The 17236-nt window shown below is 67.5% G+C and carries 16 protein-coding genes; 12 read left to right on the forward strand and 4 right to left on the reverse strand.

The features are described 5' to 3' along the window. Window positions 1-274 precede the first annotated feature (274 nt). Entirely contained in the window at window positions 275-418 is a 144-nt protein-coding gene (locus ACIPQB_RS19200; RefSeq protein ID WP_446486936.1) for a hypothetical protein, read from the forward strand. 68 nt (window positions 419-486) lie between these two features. Here the strand turns inward: ACIPQB_RS19200 and ACIPQB_RS19205 are convergent, their stop codons facing one another. Beyond that, a complete protein-coding gene (locus ACIPQB_RS19205) occupies window positions 487-789 on the reverse strand; it encodes a CC_3452 family protein (RefSeq protein WP_446486865.1) in 303 nt (100 codons plus the stop codon). Between the two features lie 70 nt (window positions 790-859). Next, entirely contained in the window at window positions 860-1492 is a 633-nt protein-coding gene (locus ACIPQB_RS19210) for an LOG family protein (protein WP_446486866.1), read from the reverse strand. A 113-nt stretch (window positions 1493-1605) separates the two neighbouring features. Between ACIPQB_RS19210 and ACIPQB_RS19215 the strand changes: the two genes are divergently transcribed. The 4 genes from ACIPQB_RS19215 to ACIPQB_RS19230 all read left to right on the forward strand — a co-directional run bounded on the left by ACIPQB_RS19215 (window position 1606) and on the right by ACIPQB_RS19230 (window position 5053). Continuing rightward, complete coding sequence (locus ACIPQB_RS19215) at window positions 1606-2424, forward strand: hypothetical protein (RefSeq protein WP_446486867.1); 819 nt, start codon at window positions 1606-1608, stop codon at window positions 2422-2424. Window positions 2425-2429: 5 nt separating this feature from the next. After that, window positions 2430-4277 carry an ABCB family ABC transporter ATP-binding protein/permease gene (locus tag ACIPQB_RS19220; protein WP_446486868.1) on the forward strand — a complete coding sequence of 616 codons (1848 nt, stop codon included), beginning with the start codon at window positions 2430-2432 and terminating at the stop codon, window positions 4275-4277. 66 nt (window positions 4278-4343) lie between these two features. Continuing rightward, window positions 4344-4526 (forward strand): hypothetical protein, encoded by a 183-nt coding sequence (locus ACIPQB_RS19225; protein ID WP_446486869.1) that lies wholly within the window; start codon window positions 4344-4346, stop codon window positions 4524-4526. Between the two features lie 89 nt (window positions 4527-4615). Further along, window positions 4616-5053: a VOC family protein gene (locus ACIPQB_RS19230; RefSeq protein WP_446486870.1), complete on the forward strand. Its 438-nt coding sequence runs from the start codon at window positions 4616-4618 to the stop codon at window positions 5051-5053. 3 nt (window positions 5054-5056) lie between these two features. On the opposite strand, the gene ACIPQB_RS19235 is transcribed toward ACIPQB_RS19230, so the two are convergent. Next, a complete protein-coding gene (locus ACIPQB_RS19235; RefSeq protein ID WP_446486871.1) occupies window positions 5057-5485 on the reverse strand; it encodes a hypothetical protein in 429 nt (142 codons plus the stop codon). A gap of 162 nt (window positions 5486-5647) precedes the next feature. On the opposite strand from ACIPQB_RS19235, the gene ACIPQB_RS19240 reads away from it, so the two are divergent. From ACIPQB_RS19240 to ACIPQB_RS19270, 7 genes are all read left to right on the forward strand, one after another. After that, on the forward strand, window positions 5648-5857 hold the full coding sequence (locus ACIPQB_RS19240; RefSeq protein ID WP_446486872.1) for a hypothetical protein: 210 nt from the start codon (window positions 5648-5650) through the stop codon (window positions 5855-5857). 107 nt (window positions 5858-5964) lie between these two features. Then, window positions 5965-6900, forward strand: coding sequence for a DUF808 domain-containing protein (locus ACIPQB_RS19245; RefSeq protein WP_446486873.1), 936 nt, complete (start codon window positions 5965-5967; stop codon window positions 6898-6900). Window positions 6901-7236: 336 nt separating this feature from the next. Further along, window positions 7237-8085, forward strand: coding sequence for a 5-dehydro-4-deoxy-D-glucuronate isomerase (kduI, locus tag ACIPQB_RS19250; protein WP_446486874.1), 849 nt, complete (start codon window positions 7237-7239; stop codon window positions 8083-8085). 48 nt (window positions 8086-8133) lie between these two features. Continuing rightward, entirely contained in the window at window positions 8134-10215 is a 2082-nt protein-coding gene (locus ACIPQB_RS19255; protein WP_446486875.1) for a glycoside hydrolase family 88 protein, read from the forward strand. Between the two features lie 10 nt (window positions 10216-10225). Continuing rightward, complete coding sequence (locus tag ACIPQB_RS19260) at window positions 10226-11479, forward strand: DUF2264 domain-containing protein (RefSeq protein ID WP_446486876.1); 1254 nt, start codon at window positions 10226-10228, stop codon at window positions 11477-11479. An 84-nt stretch (window positions 11480-11563) separates the two neighbouring features. Beyond that, window positions 11564-12373, forward strand: a complete 810-nt coding sequence (locus ACIPQB_RS19265) for an IclR family transcriptional regulator (RefSeq protein WP_446486877.1) — start codon at window positions 11564-11566, stop codon at window positions 12371-12373. Between the two features lie 355 nt (window positions 12374-12728). Then, window positions 12729-15617: a TonB-dependent receptor gene (locus tag ACIPQB_RS19270; protein WP_446486878.1), complete on the forward strand. Its 2889-nt coding sequence runs from the start codon at window positions 12729-12731 to the stop codon at window positions 15615-15617. A gap of 85 nt (window positions 15618-15702) precedes the next feature. Here the strand turns inward: ACIPQB_RS19270 and ACIPQB_RS19275 are convergent, their stop codons facing one another. Continuing rightward, window positions 15703-17040 carry an LLM class flavin-dependent oxidoreductase gene (locus tag ACIPQB_RS19275; RefSeq protein WP_446486879.1) on the reverse strand — a complete coding sequence of 446 codons (1338 nt, stop codon included), beginning with the start codon at window positions 17038-17040 and terminating at the stop codon, window positions 15703-15705. Window positions 17041-17236: the final 196 nt, after the last annotated feature.

Below are 17236 nucleotides of genomic sequence, written 5' to 3' on the forward strand. Positions count from 1 at the left end.
GAGGGAAGGCCTTGGCCTGCAACGGATCGCCGGCCCGGAGCGGTTGTGCGCCGCCCCGCCGGCCGCAAACAGGCTTTCGTCCGTGCGCGCGGGGAGCGGAATCGGGCCGGGAACGGCCTGTCGACTTCGATCGTCCGTGGACTGATTTAATCCGTGTTCGGATTATTTTTCTTGCGTTCGGCAAGCGTCAGCGCATGATTCTGGGCGACGCGCTGACGACTAGGAGGGTGCAAGCCCCTGTAAGCCGCGCGCGTCTCCTGGTCCAACGGCCTGTCTGGGAGACGCCGCCATGAACGTATCGAAGATGAACCACGCCATGCTGTCCTTCGCCCTGATGGGCGGGATGCTGGTCGGGGGCCGGTCGGCGCCCAAGCCGCCGGTCACCGAGCCGACCTCGAAGCCGACCGGCGGCAAGTAGGCGAAGAAAAGGGCGGCCCGCCGCGCGCGCCGCCCTTGCTGGTCCTTATCCCCGATGCTTCCCGGGCGTCACGACGGCTTGGCGGCGGTGTTGCAGTCGGCCAGGCCGGCGGCGTCGAGTTCCGCGCCGCGATAGGTGAAGGCCGCCACAGGGCCGAGTTCGGCGGCGATCTTGCGGCAGGCGCGGCCGATCGGCAGCGACTTGACCTGGGGGGCGGCGCAGGTGTCGCCAGCGCAGCGCCAGGCGGCGCCGTCCTGGATCAGGCTGGCGACCTTGGCCGGCCCTTGCAGCTTGATGATCGCGCCTTCCGCAGCCAGGGCGGCGGTCGACAGGCTGGAGGCCGCGACGAGCGCGGCGATGAAGATTCGCATGGCTGTTTCCTCTATCCCCGGACCGACAACGGGAGGCCGATCCAGAGTACAGGTTCGTTTCTTTTCGAAACTAAGTCAACAACCGAAGCGCGTCCGCGTCGCCTGTCTGCCCGGGTTCCGCGTGCCAGTCCAGCAGGGCGGGGGTGACGTCCTCGGCCTTTTCGACGCTGCGCCAGCAGTCGGCCAGGCTGGGCGGGGTCAGGCCCTCGTCGATGGTGTGCCGCAGCAGGGCGAAGAGCGGGTCCCAGAAACCGCGCGGATTGTGGAAGATGATCGGCTTGCGGTGCAGGTCGAGCCGACGCCAGGACAAGAGCTCGATGATCTCCTCCAGAGTGCCGATGCCGCCGGGCAGGACCACGAAAGCGTCGGAACGTTCGAACATCAGCATCTTGCGTTCGTGCATCGAGGCGACGATCACCGTCTCGACGTCGTCGAACGGCTGCTCGCGGCCGCGCAGGAAGTCGGGGATGATCCCTAGCACCCGGCCTCCCGCCTGATGAGCGCCGCGGGCGGTCGCGCCCATCAGCCCGACCCCGCCGCCGCCATAGACCAGCTTCAGCCCGGCCCCGGCGAACGCCGCGCCGATCTCGAAGGCCGCCTCCAGGAAGGCCGGATCGGCGGCGTTCGACGAGCCGCAATAGACGCAGACCGAACTCAGGGCGCGGGTCGCGGCGCCGGCTTGCCGGCTGGACAGGTCGGGCATCGTCGTCCACTCCAGAGAAATAAACAGCGCGCCGGTCCTTGTGGACAGGCCCGGCGCGCCGCACGTGAACAGCCAAGAAGGGCCGCCGGGGCGTCGCGGCCGTTGGATACGTCATGATCAGGATTCGCAAGATCGGTTTCAAGTCGGCCTCGGCCATGGCGGCGGTCGCCGTGCTGGCGCTGGGCGGCTGCGGCCGCGGCGAGAACGGTTGGCGGCAGGATCCGGCCGCGGCGCAGTCCGAGCCGACGCCGCCTCAGGCCGACTATCTGAAGCCGCCGCGGGTGATCTCGGCCGTCCGCCAGGGCGGCGGCGTGGCGCTGGCCGGCGAGGCCACGCCCCTGGCCAGCGTCCGGCTGGGCGCGCCGACGGGCGAGGCCCTGCTGGGCAAGGCCGACGGCGCCGGGCGCTGGCGGCTGGTGGTTCCGCTGGCCGCCGAGCCGCGGCTCTACGGCCTGTCCATGACCCTGGAGGGCCGCACCGTCCAGGCCCAGGGCTATCTGATGGTCACCCCCAACGGCCGCGGCGTGCTGCTGCGGGCCGGGGGCGGGGCCGAGGTGATGGCCCAGGCCTCGTCCTCGCCGCATATCCTGGCCATCGACTATGACCACAGCGGCGGGGCGGTGATCTCCGGCGTCGCCGCGCCCGGCGCGGGCCTGGGCGTCCGCGTCGACCGCACGACAAGGGGCGAGGGCAAGGCCGACGACGCCGGACGCTTCACCATTTCGCTCAGCCAGCCGCTGGAGGCCGGGCCTCGGACCATCCAGGTGGCCGGGGAGGGCGGCGAGCAGCAGATCGTGCTGGATGTCACCCCGCCGCAGCCGCCAACCAAGGGGCCGGTGCGCTCAATCCAGACCGCGCTCGGCTGGCGGGTGGACTGGATGACGCCGGGCGGCGGGGTCCAGACCACCCAACTGCTGGACGCCGCCCAGTGAGGGGCATGGCGGCTCGGTCGGGGCCGGTGGCCGGCGCGGTGTCGGCCCCCGAGGTCAAGCCCAACGGCTGGAAGGCCTTGGCCGACCTGGCCCGGCTGGTCATGCGTTCCAACGCCCCCGGCCTGCGCTGGCGGGTGACCCTGGCCCTGGCCTTCACCTTCGCCGGCAAGTTCCTAGGCGTGGTCGCGCCGCTGCTGCTGGGCAAGGCCGTCAACGAACTGAGCGCCGGCAGGGGCGCCGTCGCCCAGGTCGGCCTGGCCTTCGCGGGCTTGGCCGCCGGCTGGGCGCTGATCCGCTTCATCTCGGCCGTCGCGCCCCAGGCTCGCGATGCGGTGTTCACCCCCGTGGCCCAGGCGGCCCAGACCCGGGCGGCGGTCGAGACCTTCGCCCACGCCCTGTCGCTATCGATCGACTTCCACCAGACCAAGCGCACCGGCTCGCTGTCGCGGGTGATCGACCGCGGCGCGCGATCGATGGACTTTCTGCTGCGCGGCCTGGTGTTCAACATCGCCCCGACCGCCGTCGAGCTGCTGATGGCCGCCGTGGTGCTGGCCAAGGCCTATGACTGGCGCTTCGCCCTGACCGCCATCGTCACCGTGGCCGTCTATGGCGTCCTGACCTTCGCGATCTCCGACTGGCGGATCGGCCATCGCCGCGAGATGAACGAGGCCGACGCCGAGGCCGCCGGCCGGGCCGTCGACGCCCTGCTGAACTATGAAACGGTCAAGGCCTTCGGGGCCGAGGACCGGGCGGTGGACGGCTATGACCGCGCCCTGCGGGCCTATGGCGCGGCCAATATCAAGGCGACCAATTCACTGACCCTGCTCAACACCATCCAGTCGGCGGTGATGAGCCTGGGTCTGGGGGTGATGGCCATCCTGGCCGGCAGCGAGGCGGCGGGCGGCCGCATCGGGCCCGGCGACGTCACCGCCGCGGTGCTGATCCTGGTCAACCTCTATGGTCCGCTCAACATCCTGGGCTTCGCCTATCGCGAGATCCGCCAGTCGTTCATCGACATGGAGGCCATGCTCGACCTGCGCCGCGCCCAGCCGGACGTGGCTGACGCCGAAGACGCCATCGACCTGCCGCCGGCCGCCGACCGGCGCGGCGGGGCGGTGGCCTTCGAGGCGGTGTCGTTCCGCCATGGCGCGCGCTCGGAAGGCCTGCAGAACGTGACCTTCGCGGTCGAGCCGGGCGCGACCACTGCGATTGTCGGGCCTTCCGGCGCTGGCAAGACCACCCTGGTGCGCCTGGCGTTGCGGATGATCGACCCGCAGGGCGGTCGCGTCACCCTCGACGGCCACGACCTCAAGGCCCTGAAACAGGCGTCGCTGCGCCGGGCCGTGGCCCTGGTGCCGCAGGACGTGGCCCTGTTCAACGACAGCCTGATCGCCAACATCGCCTTCGCCCGGCCCGAGGCCTCCGAAGGCGACGTCTGGGCCGCGGCCGAGGCCGCCGAGCTGGGCGAGTTCATCCGCAACCTGCCCGAGGGCATGGCCACAAAGGTCGGCGAGCGCGGCCTGAAGCTGTCGGGCGGCGAGCGCCAGCGGGTCGGCATCGCCCGGGCCCTGCTGGCCGATCCCCGGGTGCTGATCCTCGACGAGGCGACCAGCGCCCTGGACAGCCGCACCGAGGCCGCCATCCAGGCCACCCTGCGCAAGGCCCGGGCCGGCCGCACCACCCTGGTCGTCGCCCATCGGCTGTCGACGATCGCCGACGCCGACGAGATCATCGTCCTGCGCCGGGGGAAGGTGGTCGAGCGCGGCGCCCACGCGGCCTTGCTGGAGGCCGGCGGCGAATATGCGGCGTTGTGGCGGCGGCAGACTCGCGAGAAACCGGTGGCGGCCGAGTAGGGCGGAGATTGACTCCGGCGCTGGTCGGCCTAGAACAAAAGCAGAACTGAAACGGCGGTTATTGTCATGTTGACGCGAAAGATCGATCGGGCCCTGGACGCCATGGCCGCCTGCCAGGATCGCGTGCCGGCCCTGCGCGAGATCTATCGCGCCGACAGCCCCGAAGGCCTGGCCCTGGGTCATCTGATGGACGCCGTGGAGCGGGCCCGGCGGGTGTTGCAGGGCGACGTGGCGCGGACGGCCGACTAAGGACCATCCCTTTGCGCCCGCCGAATTGTGCGACGGCCGGCGCGCGCTATATCCTGGTCAGCCCCCGTCCAAGCCCCCTGGAGCCGCCCTTGCGCTATCTGCACACCATGGTCCGCGTGAAGGATCTCGACGCCTCGCTGCGGTTCTATTGCGGCGGCCTGGGCCTGATCGAGATGTACCGGACCGAGAACGACCGGGGCCGCTTCACCCTGGTGTTTCTGGCTGCCCCGGAGGACGTCGAGCTGGCCCGCGAGCGCAAGGCCCCGCTGGTCGAGCTGACCTACAACTGGGATCCCGAGGACTATCAGGGCGGCCGCAATTTCGGCCACCTGGCCTATCGGGTCGACGACATCTATGAGACCTGCCAGCGGCTGATGGACATGGGCGTGACCATCAACCGGCCGCCGCGCGACGGCCACATGGCCTTTGTCCGCTCGCCCGACGACATTTCGGTGGAGCTGCTGCAGGACGGCGCGCTGGAACCGGCCGAACCTTGGGCCTCGATGCCCAACACCGGCGTCTGGTAGGGTTTAGACCAGCTTGACGCCAGGTTCCGGCGCGTAGGCGGCGGCCAGGGACTCCAGCCGGCGGGACGGGTGGTCGATGATCGCCAGCCACAGCAGGCGGGCCAGCTCCAGCTTGTAGGCCGCGGCGTAGCCGGCCGAGAACGGCGAGGGGGTGCTGCCGGGCGGTTCGGCGGCCTTGGCGCCCAGCAGCCGCTGGCGGGCCAGGATCGCTGGGCGGTCGATCAGCACCTCGCCCTCGCCCCCGGCCACCCAGCCGTCGACCACGGCGGCGGCGGCCACGGCGTTCTGGACCATGACGGGCAGGGCGCGTTTGCGCGGCGCCGGTTCGCCGGCCATGGCCGGCAGGGCGTTGGGAAGGCTGGTGATCCGGAAGTCCAGCGCCGCCACGCCGCGCTGCAGGACGGTCTTCCAGTGATCGTTGGTCTCGCTCATGGTTAAGCCTGTATCCGCTGCGCGCCGCCCGGTGAAGACCCAACGCAGCGATTGGCGCAAGGGACGCGGACTCGGGCGAAAATGCCGCGGTGATGGTCGGGATTCGCCTGAGGGAACGTCCTGGGCGTCCCATCGTTGGCTTGGGATGCCGGAGAACCTCCCATGGCCGAACCTGACGTGACCAACGGCGATGAAGCCGACGACGCCTATGACCCCTCGACGGTCGAGGCCAACCGCAACATCCAGCAGGGCGGCGGGGTCGGCGCCCGCGACCTGGCCCGGCAGGACGAGCCGGCCGAGATCGTCACGCCCGACGGCGACGAGGACGACGCGGCGCCCGAGGCGCTGGGGACCGCCCATCCCAAGCGCTGAGCGAAAAAACATCGACGCCCATCCCGGCAGGTCCGGATCAGGGCTCGACCCGGGCGCGCGGTCCGGTCTATTCGCCAGGGGATCGTCCACGCGCCTAGAGAACGCCCATGCCCTCCGGCCTCGCCGCCCTGCTCGACGACATCGCCGGCATCACCAAGCTCGCCGCCGCCTCGCTGGACGACGTCTCGGGGGCGGCCGGCAAGGCGGGGTCCAAGGCGGTGGGGGTGGTGGTCGACGACGCGGCGGTGACGCCCGGCTACGCCATGGGCTTCACGCCGGATCGCGAGCTGCCGATCGTCTGGAAGATCGCGGTCGGCTCGTTCCGCAACAAGCTGCTGTTCTTGTTGCCGGGCGCCCTGCTGCTGAGCGCCTTCGCGCCCTGGGCGGTGACGCCGATCCTGATGCTGGGCGGGGCCTATCTCTGTTTCGAGGCGACCGAGAAGATCATCGAGGCCTTCAGCCCCGATGCCGAGGGCGAGGCGGTCGAGGAGCTGGCGCTCAGCAGCAAGGACCTTGAGGCCCAGAAGGTGGCCGGAGCGATCCGCACCGACCTGATCCTGTCCGGCGAGATCATGGCCATCGCCCTGGCCGACGTCGCCGAGCGCCCGCTGGCCGTCCAGGCCGGGGCCCTGGCCGTGGTCGGGGTGCTGCTGACCATCGCCGTCTACGGCGTCGTCGGCCTGATCGTAAAGATGGACGACATCGGCCTGCACATGGCCGGCCGGCGGACGCGGCCGGTCCGGGCCCTCGGCCGCGGGCTAGTCCGCGCCATGCCGCTGACCATGGAGGCCCTGACGGTCATCGGCACGGCGGCCATGCTGTGGGTGGGCGGCGGCATCATCGTCCACGGCCTGGAGCATTTCGGCCTCGACGCCGTGCCGCACATGGTCGAAGGCGCCTCGCATTGGGCGGCCGGCGCGCCCGGCGTCGGCCCCGTCACCGGCTGGATGGCCATGGCGGCGGCCTCGGCCGTGGTCGGCCTGATCATCGGCGGGGCGATCGTCGTCGCCGTCCACCTGCTGCCGCGGCGCAAGGCGCACTGAACGCGCGCCGCGCTTGAGCGGGCCTGCTCATCCTGAATAATCGTTCCAGTTCGTCGCCATCAGGCGTCGACAATCGAAACGCGATCTGGTCGGCGCTCAGGAGCTTGCCGGCGCGAAGCATGGCCTCTGGTGCCGGTGCGGACTTATCGCATTCCGATTTATGGGCTTGCGTTTCACTATTTCGTTTGTCACACCAATCGATAGAGCCTCGCCGCCAGTGCGTGGCGAGGGGGCGCTTGGTGGACAGCGGCGACATGGCTTGGACCGACAGCATGGCGGCGGCGAACAGTCAGGCCGCCTCCCAGTTCTGGATCAGGACCGGCGCCGAGGCCAGCCATGTTCGCTAAGACCTTCTACGCGACCCATCCGGACATGATGGCCGGGGCTAGCAATCAGGACCTGCGCGACCGCTACCTGATCGACCGCCTGTTCGCGCCGGAGGCGGTGACCCTCAACTACCTGCACCAGGAGCGCCTGGTGATCGGCGGCGCCGCTCCGCTGGTCCAGGAGGTCGCCTTGCCGGCCCAGGCCGAGCCGCCGTCCCAGCGCGGCGCGCCCTTCCTGGCCAGGCGCGAGATGGGGGTGGTCAATGTCGGCGAAGGCCCGGGCCGGGTCACGGTCGACGGGAGAAGCTATCTCTTAGAGCCGCTGGACGGGCTCTATGTCGCGCCAGGCTCGGCCGATGTGCGGTTCGTCAGTCAGGACGCCGCGACGCCCGCACGCTTCTACCTGGCGTCGACGCCGGCCCATGCGGCTTTCGAGACCGTCCCCCTGTCGACCCGCTCGGCGATCCCGCTGGAGCGCGGGTCGCCCGAGGCCTCGAACCATCGCATCATCTATCAACTGGTGACGCCCGGGGTTTGCGCCTCGGCGCAACTGCTGATGGGCCTGACGATCCTCAAGCCGGGCAGCGTCTGGAACACCATGCCGCCCCACCTGCATGACCGCCGCTCGGAAGCCTATTTCTACTTCCAGCTGGGGCCCGAGGACCGCGCGTTCCACTTCATGGGCGCGCCCGACGCCACGCGCCACCTGGTGGTCGAAAACCAGCAGGCGGTCATCTGCCCGCCATGGTCGATCCACTGCGGGGCGGCGACATCGAACTACGCCTTCATCTGGGCGATGGGCGGCGAGAACCTCGACTATCAGGACATGAACGTCCTCGATATCTGCCAGCTGCAATAGGCCGATGATGCGTCCGATCCATCATCCGGCTCCAAGAGGAACACCAAGATGAGGCCTTTAGCCCGCACCGTTCTCGTCGCCGTGGTGCTGCTCGCGCCGCTGGCGCCCCTGCCGTCGCTGGCCGCGCCGGTCGGGATCCCGGCCGAAACCGTCGCGACCACGCCCTTTGCCCGCGCCGAGGTCATGCGTCTGGCCGAAAAGGTCGCCGACTATCAGCTGGCGACGATGGCGGCCGGATATATTCCGCCCAACACCTCGCCCGACACGCCCGACCCGAAGGGTTGGGTCCAGGGCGCGCTGTTCGTCGGCCTGACCGACCTGGCCGACCGCTCGCCCAATCCGGCCTATCGGCAAGCCATCATGGCGCGCGGACTGGCCAATCAGTGGGAGCTGGGCAAGCGATTCTATCACGCCGACGACCATGTGATCGGCCAGGCCTATCTCTGGGCGGCGCAGAACGGCGCGGGCGCCGAAGCCATCGGCCCCCTGCGGCGTCGGTTCGACGCGATCCTGGCCCATCCCCCCAAGGTGGGGCTGGAGCATGCCGAATATTCCGATCCGCGCGGCGTCGACTGTGACCAGCGATGGTGCTGGAGCGACGCCCTGTTCATGGCGCCGGCTGCGTGGCTGGAACTGTCGAAGGTCACCGGCGATCCCCGCTATGCGGCCTACGCCAAGTCGGAATTCGGGGCCGTCACCGACTACCTCTATGACCGCAAAGAGCACCTCTATTATCGCGACTCGCGGTTCTTCACGCGGCGCGGGCCGGACGGCGAGAAGGTGTTCTGGAGCCGGGGCGACGGTTGGGTCTTCGCCGGCCTGGCGCGGATGATCCCGCTGCTGCCGGCGGGCGATCCCGATCGCCTGAAGATGGAATCGATCTTCAGGGAGATGGCCGGGAAACTGGCCGAGATCCAGAAGCCCGACGGCTATTGGTCGCCGTCCCTGCTGTCCGACCCGGCCAAGTCGCTGCCCGAATCGAGCGGCACGGCGTTCTTCACCTATGGCATGGCCTGGGGCGTGAAGACCGGCCTGCTCGACCGCAAGAGGTTCGAGCCGACGGCGCGCAAGGGATGGGAGGCCCTGACCCGCGCCGTTCATCCCGACGGCAAGTTCGGCTATGTCCAGCCGGTGTCGGACCGGCCCGAAAGCGTCAGCTACGAGGACACCCAGTTCTACGGCGTCGGCGCGTTTCTGCTGGCGGCGACGGCCATGGCCGACCTCGACCTGAAGCCGGGACGGGATCTGACCACGCCGGCGCCGTCGCCGGTCGAAGCGGTGCTGAACATCCAGAGCGGCGGGCAGCGCAAGGACGGCGTCATCCAGGGCGGGGTCTTTCATCGGCGGAAGACGTTCAAGGTTCCCGCCGACCACGTCATCCATGACGGCCTGATCGCCTTCGAGGGCCTGGGCTGGGAGTCGGACCTGGCCGCCTATCGGCTCTATCTCGACGAGCGGATGGCGATCGACATTTTCGGCAAGAAGACGCCCGGGCCGGTGTTGAACCGGATCGGACAAGGTGTTGATAACTATCATGATATGGCCTCCTGGGGGATGGACATCTTCAAGGTCGGGGACACCGTGGGCCTGGGCGGCCTCGGGCGGCTGAGCCAGGGCAAGGCCGTCCAGCTGGGAGCCTCCGCCATCACCGCCAGCGTCCTCGAGAGCGGACCGCAACGCGCGGTGTCGGAAGTGACCAATACCGGCCTTGGCGGCGGCAAGGGCCGGCTTCGCACCCGCTATGAACTGCGCCGCGGATCGGCGATCACACGGGTCAGCGCCGTCGGCGACGACCTCAAGGAGGCCTTGGTGACCGGGGTGGTCAAGCATCCGGGCGTGGTCGTGCTGCAGTCGCCGCCGGACGCCGCGGGCTGGGCCTATCTGGCCACCTATGGCGTCCAGAGCCTGGCCGAGGACAATCTTGGGATCGCCGTGTTCTACAAGCCGGGCGCCGTGCAGGGCGGTCCGCGGGATGACGGCGTGACGGTCTTCGTAGCCTTCAAGGACTCCGCCTCGGTCGACTACGCCTTCGGCGCGGCCTGGGCGCAGGACCAGCAGGGCGTCAAGGACCTGGCGGGCTTCAAGACCTGGCTGGCGGCCCGCCAGGCCGAACTCAACGCGACTCACTGAGGGGCATTCCATGCACAAGCGCGATTTCATGAAGGCGGCTTTGGTCGGCGCAGCGACTCTCGCCGGCCCGACCGCGGCGGACGCCGCCGCCAAGACCCCGTCGGTCAGCGACCGCGACTACATGGCCGATCTTTTGCAGACCATCGCCGACCCGGTGCTAGGGGCGATGGCGAACGGCCGGCTGAAGGCGACCTTTCCGCTGGAGCTGAGCCCCACCTGGGACGGCCGCGACAGGAATGTGGCCTATCTCGAATGCTTTGGCCGGTTGATCTCCGGCCTGGCGCCCTGGCTGAGCCTGCCCGAGGACGCCACCGCCGAGGGGCGCGTGCGCAAGCGCCTGACCGAACAGGCCCTGCAGAGCTATGTCCACGCGGTGGATCCCGCCAGCCCCGACTATCTGACCTGGCGCGGCCAGGGCCAGCCCCTGGTCGATTCCGCCTATTTCACCCAGGCCTTGCTCCGCGCCCCCAAGGCGCTGTGGGAACCACTGGACGCCACGACCAAGAAGCGCATCGTCGAAGAGATCAAGGGCCTGAGGCGGATCAATCCGCCCTTCATCAACTGGCTGCTGTTCGCGGCGATGAACGAGGCCTTCCTGCTGGCGATCGGCGAGGAGGCCGATCCGATGCGGCTCAACACCGCCGTGCGGATGATCGATCAATGGTACATCGGCGACGGCTGGATCAAGGACGGCGCGACCTTCCACTTCGACTATTACGGCTCGTTCGTGATGCACCCGATGATGGTGCAGGTGCTCGAGGTGATGGAGGCCCACAAGGCCCCGTTCTGGAAGGACGATCTGACCAAGTGGCGCGACCTGGCAGTCAAGCGCGCCCAGCGCTACAGCGAGCATCTGGAGCGCTTCATTTCGCCGGAAGGGACCTTCCCGCCCTTTGGCCGGTCGCTGACCTACCGGACGGCGGCGTTCCAGCCGCTGGCGCTCCTGGCCTGGCGCAAGCAACTGCCGGCGAAGCTGTCGGAGGGGCAGGTGAGGTCGGCCCTGACCGCGGCGCACAAGGCGGTGTTCAGCCAGCCCAGCAACTTCACCAAGGACGGCTTCCTGACGATCGGGTTCGTCGGCCACCATCCGAGCCTGGGCGACTGGTATTCAAACAACGGCAGCATGTACATCACGACCGAGAGCTTCCTGGCTCTTGGCCTGCCGGCGACCGACAGCTACTGGACCGCGCCGCCGCAGGTCTGGACCCAGAAGCAGGCCTTCGCCGGTCAGGCCTTCGCCAAGGACTACGCGGTCGACTACTAGCTGGAGCGTAGACCAGTTGCTTTTCGCGTCAGGTGTATCATTATCCGGAACGATCCGCCCTTCGCCGCTGGAGTTCGCGAAGCCATGACCGACACCGTTGACGACGCGCTGGATGCGGGAGACGAAGAGGCGGCGTCGCCCAAGGCCGGCGGCGGGGCCCAGACCCTGTTTCGCGGGCTGGAGGTGCTGACCCGGGTCTCCAAGGGCGACAACACCCTGGGCAAGATGGCCAAGTCGCTGCAGCTGAACAAGACCACGGTGCATCGCCTGGCCACCACCCTGGTGGAGGCCGACTTCCTATCGTTCTCGCCCCGCGAGGGCTATGCGCTGGGGACCAAGCTGCTGCAGCTGGGCTACGCGGCGTCCCAGCAGATCACCCTGACGCGGGTGTCGCACGAGCACCTGCGGCAGCTGTCGGCCGATACGGGCGACACGGTCAATCTCGGCGTCCTCGACCGCGACCAGGTCCACTATATCGACAAGATCCCCGGCACCCGGCGCATCGAGGTGCGTTGCGTCGTCGGCGAGCGTCAGCCCTTGCGCCATACCGGCCTGGGCAAGGCCTTGCTGCTCGATGAGTCCGAAGACGTGCTGCGCGAAGTGTTCCTGCGCGAGGCGGCGATCTTCCCGCGCTACCGCTACGACCTGCGGCAGTGGCTCGACGTCATGAAGCACTACCGCGACGAGGGCTACGCCCTGGATCTCGACGAAAACGAAGATCACATCCGCTGTGTCGCCGCCCCCATCCGCGACATCAACGGCAAGATCATCGCCGCGGTCTCGGTCTCCTCGGTGGCCCAGTACATGGACGACGCGCGGATCCAGCTGATGAAGGGCTATGTGAAGGAAACGACCCTGAAGATCAGCCGGGAATTCGGCTACACGGCGGCTTGAGCTGCGCGCCGTGCAGAGCCTCGACAGGCGTTCCGATAGTCGCAACGCTTGTTCCTGTTGCGGGCATGTCACACGAGGCCAATATTTCGCCATCTCATCGCATAAGTACGACAAATGCTGTTCCGATATCTGTGCGACGATACCGATATCTGCTACTCACCTTCTGAGCGCGATCATCAAAAGATCGCCGACCAGCAGGGAAGGTGAGGAAATGCACAGGTTGCCTAGAGGCCAGCGTAGCGCCTAGCGGCGCGGCCGCCATCCAATCAGCCAAACAATGCGCGGCGACGCGCAGGTCCCCCGGCAGGCCCGGGGGAGGGGATTCGCACGGCCCAGCCGTGCTGGGGAGGAACACATGAAACGAGAACTCTTGCTCACGACGATTTTGGCCGTGGGTCTTGGCGGGGCCAATGTCGCCTGGGCCCAGGATGCGGCGACTTCCGCCGACACCCAGGCCGCGGCGTCCGCCGACACGCAGAACGACCAGGTCACCGAAGTGGTGGTCACCGGCTTTCGCTCGTCGCTGGAGAAGGCGCTGACCCTGAAGCGCGACGCGATCGCCGTCCGGGACTCGATCGTCGCCGAAGACATCGGCAAGTTCCCCGAGGCCAACGTCGCCGAAGCCCTGCAGCGCATCCCTGGCATTTACATGACCCGCGATGGCGCTTCCAACGAAGGCCAGCGCATCGCCATCCGGGGCCTGGGTCCCGAATATACGGTGACGACCCTCAACGGCGCTCCGGTCCATACGACCTCCTCGACCAACGTCGGCGGCTCTTCGCGCGACTTCAACTACGACGTCTTTGCTTCCGAGCTGTTCGGCCGCGTGGACTTCTACAAGACGCCCCTGGCTGAACTTGAAGAAGGCGGTGTCGGCGGCGTGGTCGACCTGCAAACGCCAAGGCCGTTCGACGGCGCCGGCGGCCAGGTTCTGCGCTTCAACGCGGTGGCCTCCTACAACACCGCGTCCAAGAAGATGGACCCCAACGTCTTTGGGCTGTTCTCCAAGACCTGGAACAATTGGGGCTTCCTGATCGGCGTCGCCCACTCGACCAGCGTCAACATGAAGTCGGGCTTCGAGGCGACGGGCGGCTACAACAGCAACTATTTGGCTGGCCACCCGGTCCCCGTCGACACCAAGACGCCGCCGACCCTGCGCAATGGTCCCTTCAACATGGCGCTGGACTGGGCTGATCCGCGGGCCTCGGGCATGCTTGGCAATCGAACGGCGATCGACAACGCCTATCTGTCGCGTTTCTACCGCTACTACGGCGCCGAGAATACGCGCGACCGCGACGGCCTGGTGTCTTCGCTCCAGTACCAGAACGACAAGCTGGACGTGAGCTTCGACACGCTGCTGTCGCATCTGCAAGATTCGCGGGACGAGTTCACCTTCGGCCTGCCGATCCGCAACTCGGCCACCACCAATCCGGCCGCCCGTCCGGGCACGGCCGGTCACAACGGCCTCGTGCCCATCAACGTCAGCATCGTCGACGGCAATCTGCTGCAGGGAACGTTCGGGAACACGTCCTATCTGGGCGAGAGCTACTACTATAACGCCGAGACGAAGTTCGCGTACGGCGGCCTCAACGCCAAGTACCAAGTCAACGATTCACTGAAGCTGACTGGCCAGCTGGCGGCTTCGGACAGCCGGGCGTTCTACGACAACAAGCGGATCGTCTCGAACCTCTACGGCGTGACCTCCACCCTCGACTGGGGGAGCAACCGGGTCTATCCGGGGCTTTCGGCGCCGGGCGTCGACTTCACCAACCCGGCCAATTTCGAAGATTTCAGCACGGCCGTGGACTGGAATCGCGAAGTGGACAAGGAGCGGGTCGCCAAGCTGGTGGCCGACTGGGACTACGGCCTGGGCGGTTGGAAGGGTCACCTGAAGGCGGGCCTGTCATACGTCGATACGACCAAGCAAAAGACCAAGCGTAACGGAACCGCGATCGTTCAAGCCCGCCTGGCCGCGATCGGCGCCGCGGGGCTGCGCGCCTCGATGCTGCATCACGTGCCGCTCGACAACCTCGTCATCGGCGACAACTACCCGCAGCAATGGGCCACCTTCTCGCGCGACTATATGATCAGCGTGCTGGATCCGGTCGGCGCGGCCATGGCCTCGCCGATCGATCTCTCCACCAGCTTCACCGCCGACGAACAGGTCAGCACCGCCTTCATCCAGTCGGATTTCAGCGGGCAGGTTCTTGACCGCGAACTGCGTATCAACGCTGGCGTGCGTTATTCGAAAACCGACATGACCATCGACAACTTCAAGAAGACGGGGGCCGGGGGCGCCTATCAGCCCAATACCGAGGAGAGCAGCTACAACAACACCCTGCCTTCGGTCAGCTTCGCGTACGACGTGATCCCCAACCTGGTCTGGCGAGGTTCCTGGGGCAAGACCATCACGCGGGCGTCGTTGTCGCGGATCGCCGCTCAGACGGTCATTCCCAATATCTACAACACCTATGCGACCTCGGGTAATCCGGACCTGAAGCCGGAGGTCTCGACGAACTGGGATACGACGGCCGAGTGGTATTTCGGGCGCGGCGGCATTCTGAGCGCGGGCTACTTCAAGAAGAAGCTGGAGGATACGACGATCGCCCGGCGTTCGGTCGTGCCGTTCTCCAGCCTCGGCCTTCCCGACCAATCGCTGGCCATCATCTGGCAGACCCAGAACGGGCACGTCGACCCCAACCTGCCCATCGACGTCGACACCTTCATCAATGGCGGCACGGTGAATCTCGACGGCCTCGAGTTCGCCTATCAGCAGTCCTTTGATTTCCTGCCCGCGCCGTGGGACGGTTTTGGCGCGCTCGCCAGCTACACCAAGGTCAACTCGAAGAGCAACGATCTGAAGTATCGTAAGCAGGACGGGTCGTTCGATATGGTCAACCGCATCCCGAAATATTCGTACAGCCTGACCGGCTACTATGAAAAAGGTCCGCTGGGTGCGCGGCTGACCTACAACTACAAGGCTCGGAACATCATAGACACCAACCCCGATGGTTCGGATCTGGAGCGCTGGCATTCTGGAGCCGGCTACCTCGACGGCAACGTCAGCTACAAGATCAGCGACGCCCTTGAACTGCGTCTCGACGTCCTGAACCTCACCAACACGTTGGGCTTCGACTACTTCGAAGACGTCGCGGGCCGCTACGGCAACGGCAGGAAGACCCGCCTCGACTACGCCAAGTACGACGGCCGGACCATCAAGTTCGGGGTGCGCGGCAAGTTCTAGCCGTTCGGCGAACCCGCCAGCGTTTACCGCGTGGGCCGGTGCGGGATCCTGCGATCCCCACCGGTCTCTTTTCGTGGCTTCGACATCACGCCACGGCGCGGCGGGACTTGCGGGCCGTGAAGCGGTTGACCGGAACCTCAAGTCCCAGGCTCTGGCGGAAGGTCGAACCCTCGTAGTCCTCGCGGAAGATGCCGCGCTTCTGCAGCAGGGGAACGACTTGCTCGACCAGCAACTGGAACTGGCCGGGCAGGGACTCGCCGATCACGAAGCCGTCCGAGGCGCGGCTGTCCAGCCACAGTTCGAACTTGTCGGCGATCTGCTCGGGCGTGCCGACCAGGTCGCCGCGCGGCGTGGCGAAGCGCAGGGCCACCTGGCGCAGGGTCAGGTTCTCCTCTTCGACCGCCTGGGCGATCTTCAGGGTCGCCGACTGCGAGCTGTTGACGCCGCGGCTGAACACGTCGGGGAAGGGGGCGTCGAGGTCGTAGCCGGTGAAGTCGTGGTCGTTGAAGCCGCGGCCCAGCATGGCCAGGGCCGACTCGATCGACACCAGCTCGGCGCGCTCCCGCCAGCGGGCCTCGGCCTCGGCCTTGGTGGAGCCGACGATCGGCGCGGCGGCCGGCAGGATGAACAGGCTGTCGGGATCGCGGCCGAAGCCGGCGGCGCGCGCCTTGACGTCGGCATAGTAGGTTCGGGCCTCCTCGATGCCGCCATGACCCACGAAGATCGCGTCCGCGCGCTTGGCCGCCAGGTTGCGGCCGTCCTCCGAGGCGCCGGCCTGGAAGATCACCGGCTGGCCCTGGGCCGAGCGGGCGATGTTCAGCGGCCCCTTGACCGACAGGAACTCGCCCTTGTGGTCCAGGGTGTTGAGCTTGTCGGGATCGAAGAACACGCCGCTGGCCTTGTCGTGGACCAGGGCGTCGTCTTCCCAGCTGTCCCACAGGCCCTGGACGACGTCGAGATATTCGGCCGCCAGGCGGTAGCGGACGTCGTGGGCCAGGTGCTCGGCCTTGCCGAAGTTCTCGGCCGAGCCTTCCAGCCACGAGGTGACGACGTTCCAGCCGGCGCGGCCGCCGCTGATGTGGTCCAACGAGGCGAACTGGCGGGCCACGTTGAAGGGCTCCGAATAGGTGACGCTGAGCGTGGCCACCAGGCCGATGTGCTCGGTCACCGCCGCCAGGGCCGACAGGATGGTGATCGGCTCGAAGCGGTTCAGATAGTGCGGGCTGGACTTGGCGTTGATCGACAGGCTGTCGGCGATGAACAGGAAGTCGAACTTGCCCTGTTCGGCCAGCTGGGCGGCGCGGCTGTAATATTTGAAGTCGGTGCTGGCGCCCGGTTGGGCGTCCGGATGCCGCCAGTCGGTCCAGGTGCGCCCCGCGCCCTCGATCATGTGGCCGAGCTTCAACTGCCTGCGCTTCGCCATGACGGCCTCCGATGGAATGTTTCGGCGGCATGACTGTCACCGGACGTCAGGAGCGGCAATGGAGTTTCGTGAATAGGACATATGAGCATCCTTTATCGATGCTTATGATTTCTCGTCATGAAGAGATGTATTTGAGCCGCGGATATACAATTCTCTGGGATGGATTGAAGGAATACTGTTTCGCGCGGTTCGATCG

The organism is Caulobacter sp. LARHSG274, assembly GCF_052871235.1.

Coding starts and splice junctions, on each gene's coding strand:
- ACIPQB_RS19205 (WP_446486865.1), bottom strand. CDS start 789: ATGCGAATCTTCATCGCCGCGCTCGTCGCGGCCTCCAGCCTGTCGACC.
- ACIPQB_RS19210 (WP_446486866.1), bottom strand. CDS start 1,492: ATGCCCGACCTGTCCAGCCGGCAAGCCGGCGCCGCGACCCGCGCCCTG.
- ACIPQB_RS19215 (WP_446486867.1), top strand. CDS start 1,606: ATGATCAGGATTCGCAAGATCGGTTTCAAGTCGGCCTCGGCCATGGCG.
- ACIPQB_RS19220 (WP_446486868.1), top strand. CDS start 2,430: ATGGCGGCTCGGTCGGGGCCGGTGGCCGGCGCGGTGTCGGCCCCCGAG.
- ACIPQB_RS19225 (WP_446486869.1), top strand. CDS start 4,344: ATGTTGACGCGAAAGATCGATCGGGCCCTGGACGCCATGGCCGCCTGC.
- ACIPQB_RS19235 (WP_446486871.1), bottom strand. CDS start 5,485: ATGAGCGAGACCAACGATCACTGGAAGACCGTCCTGCAGCGCGGCGTG.
- ACIPQB_RS19240 (WP_446486872.1), top strand. CDS start 5,648: ATGGCCGAACCTGACGTGACCAACGGCGATGAAGCCGACGACGCCTAT.
- ACIPQB_RS19245 (WP_446486873.1), top strand. CDS start 5,965: ATGCCCTCCGGCCTCGCCGCCCTGCTCGACGACATCGCCGGCATCACC.
- kduI (WP_446486874.1), top strand. CDS start 7,237: ATGTTCGCTAAGACCTTCTACGCGACCCATCCGGACATGATGGCCGGG.
- ACIPQB_RS19255 (WP_446486875.1), top strand. CDS start 8,134: ATGAGGCCTTTAGCCCGCACCGTTCTCGTCGCCGTGGTGCTGCTCGCG.
- ACIPQB_RS19260 (WP_446486876.1), top strand. CDS start 10,226: ATGCACAAGCGCGATTTCATGAAGGCGGCTTTGGTCGGCGCAGCGACT.
- ACIPQB_RS19265 (WP_446486877.1), top strand. CDS start 11,564: ATGACCGACACCGTTGACGACGCGCTGGATGCGGGAGACGAAGAGGCG.
- ACIPQB_RS19270 (WP_446486878.1), top strand. CDS start 12,729: ATGAAACGAGAACTCTTGCTCACGACGATTTTGGCCGTGGGTCTTGGC.
- ACIPQB_RS19275 (WP_446486879.1), bottom strand. CDS start 17,040: ATGGCGAAGCGCAGGCAGTTGAAGCTCGGCCACATGATCGAGGGCGCG.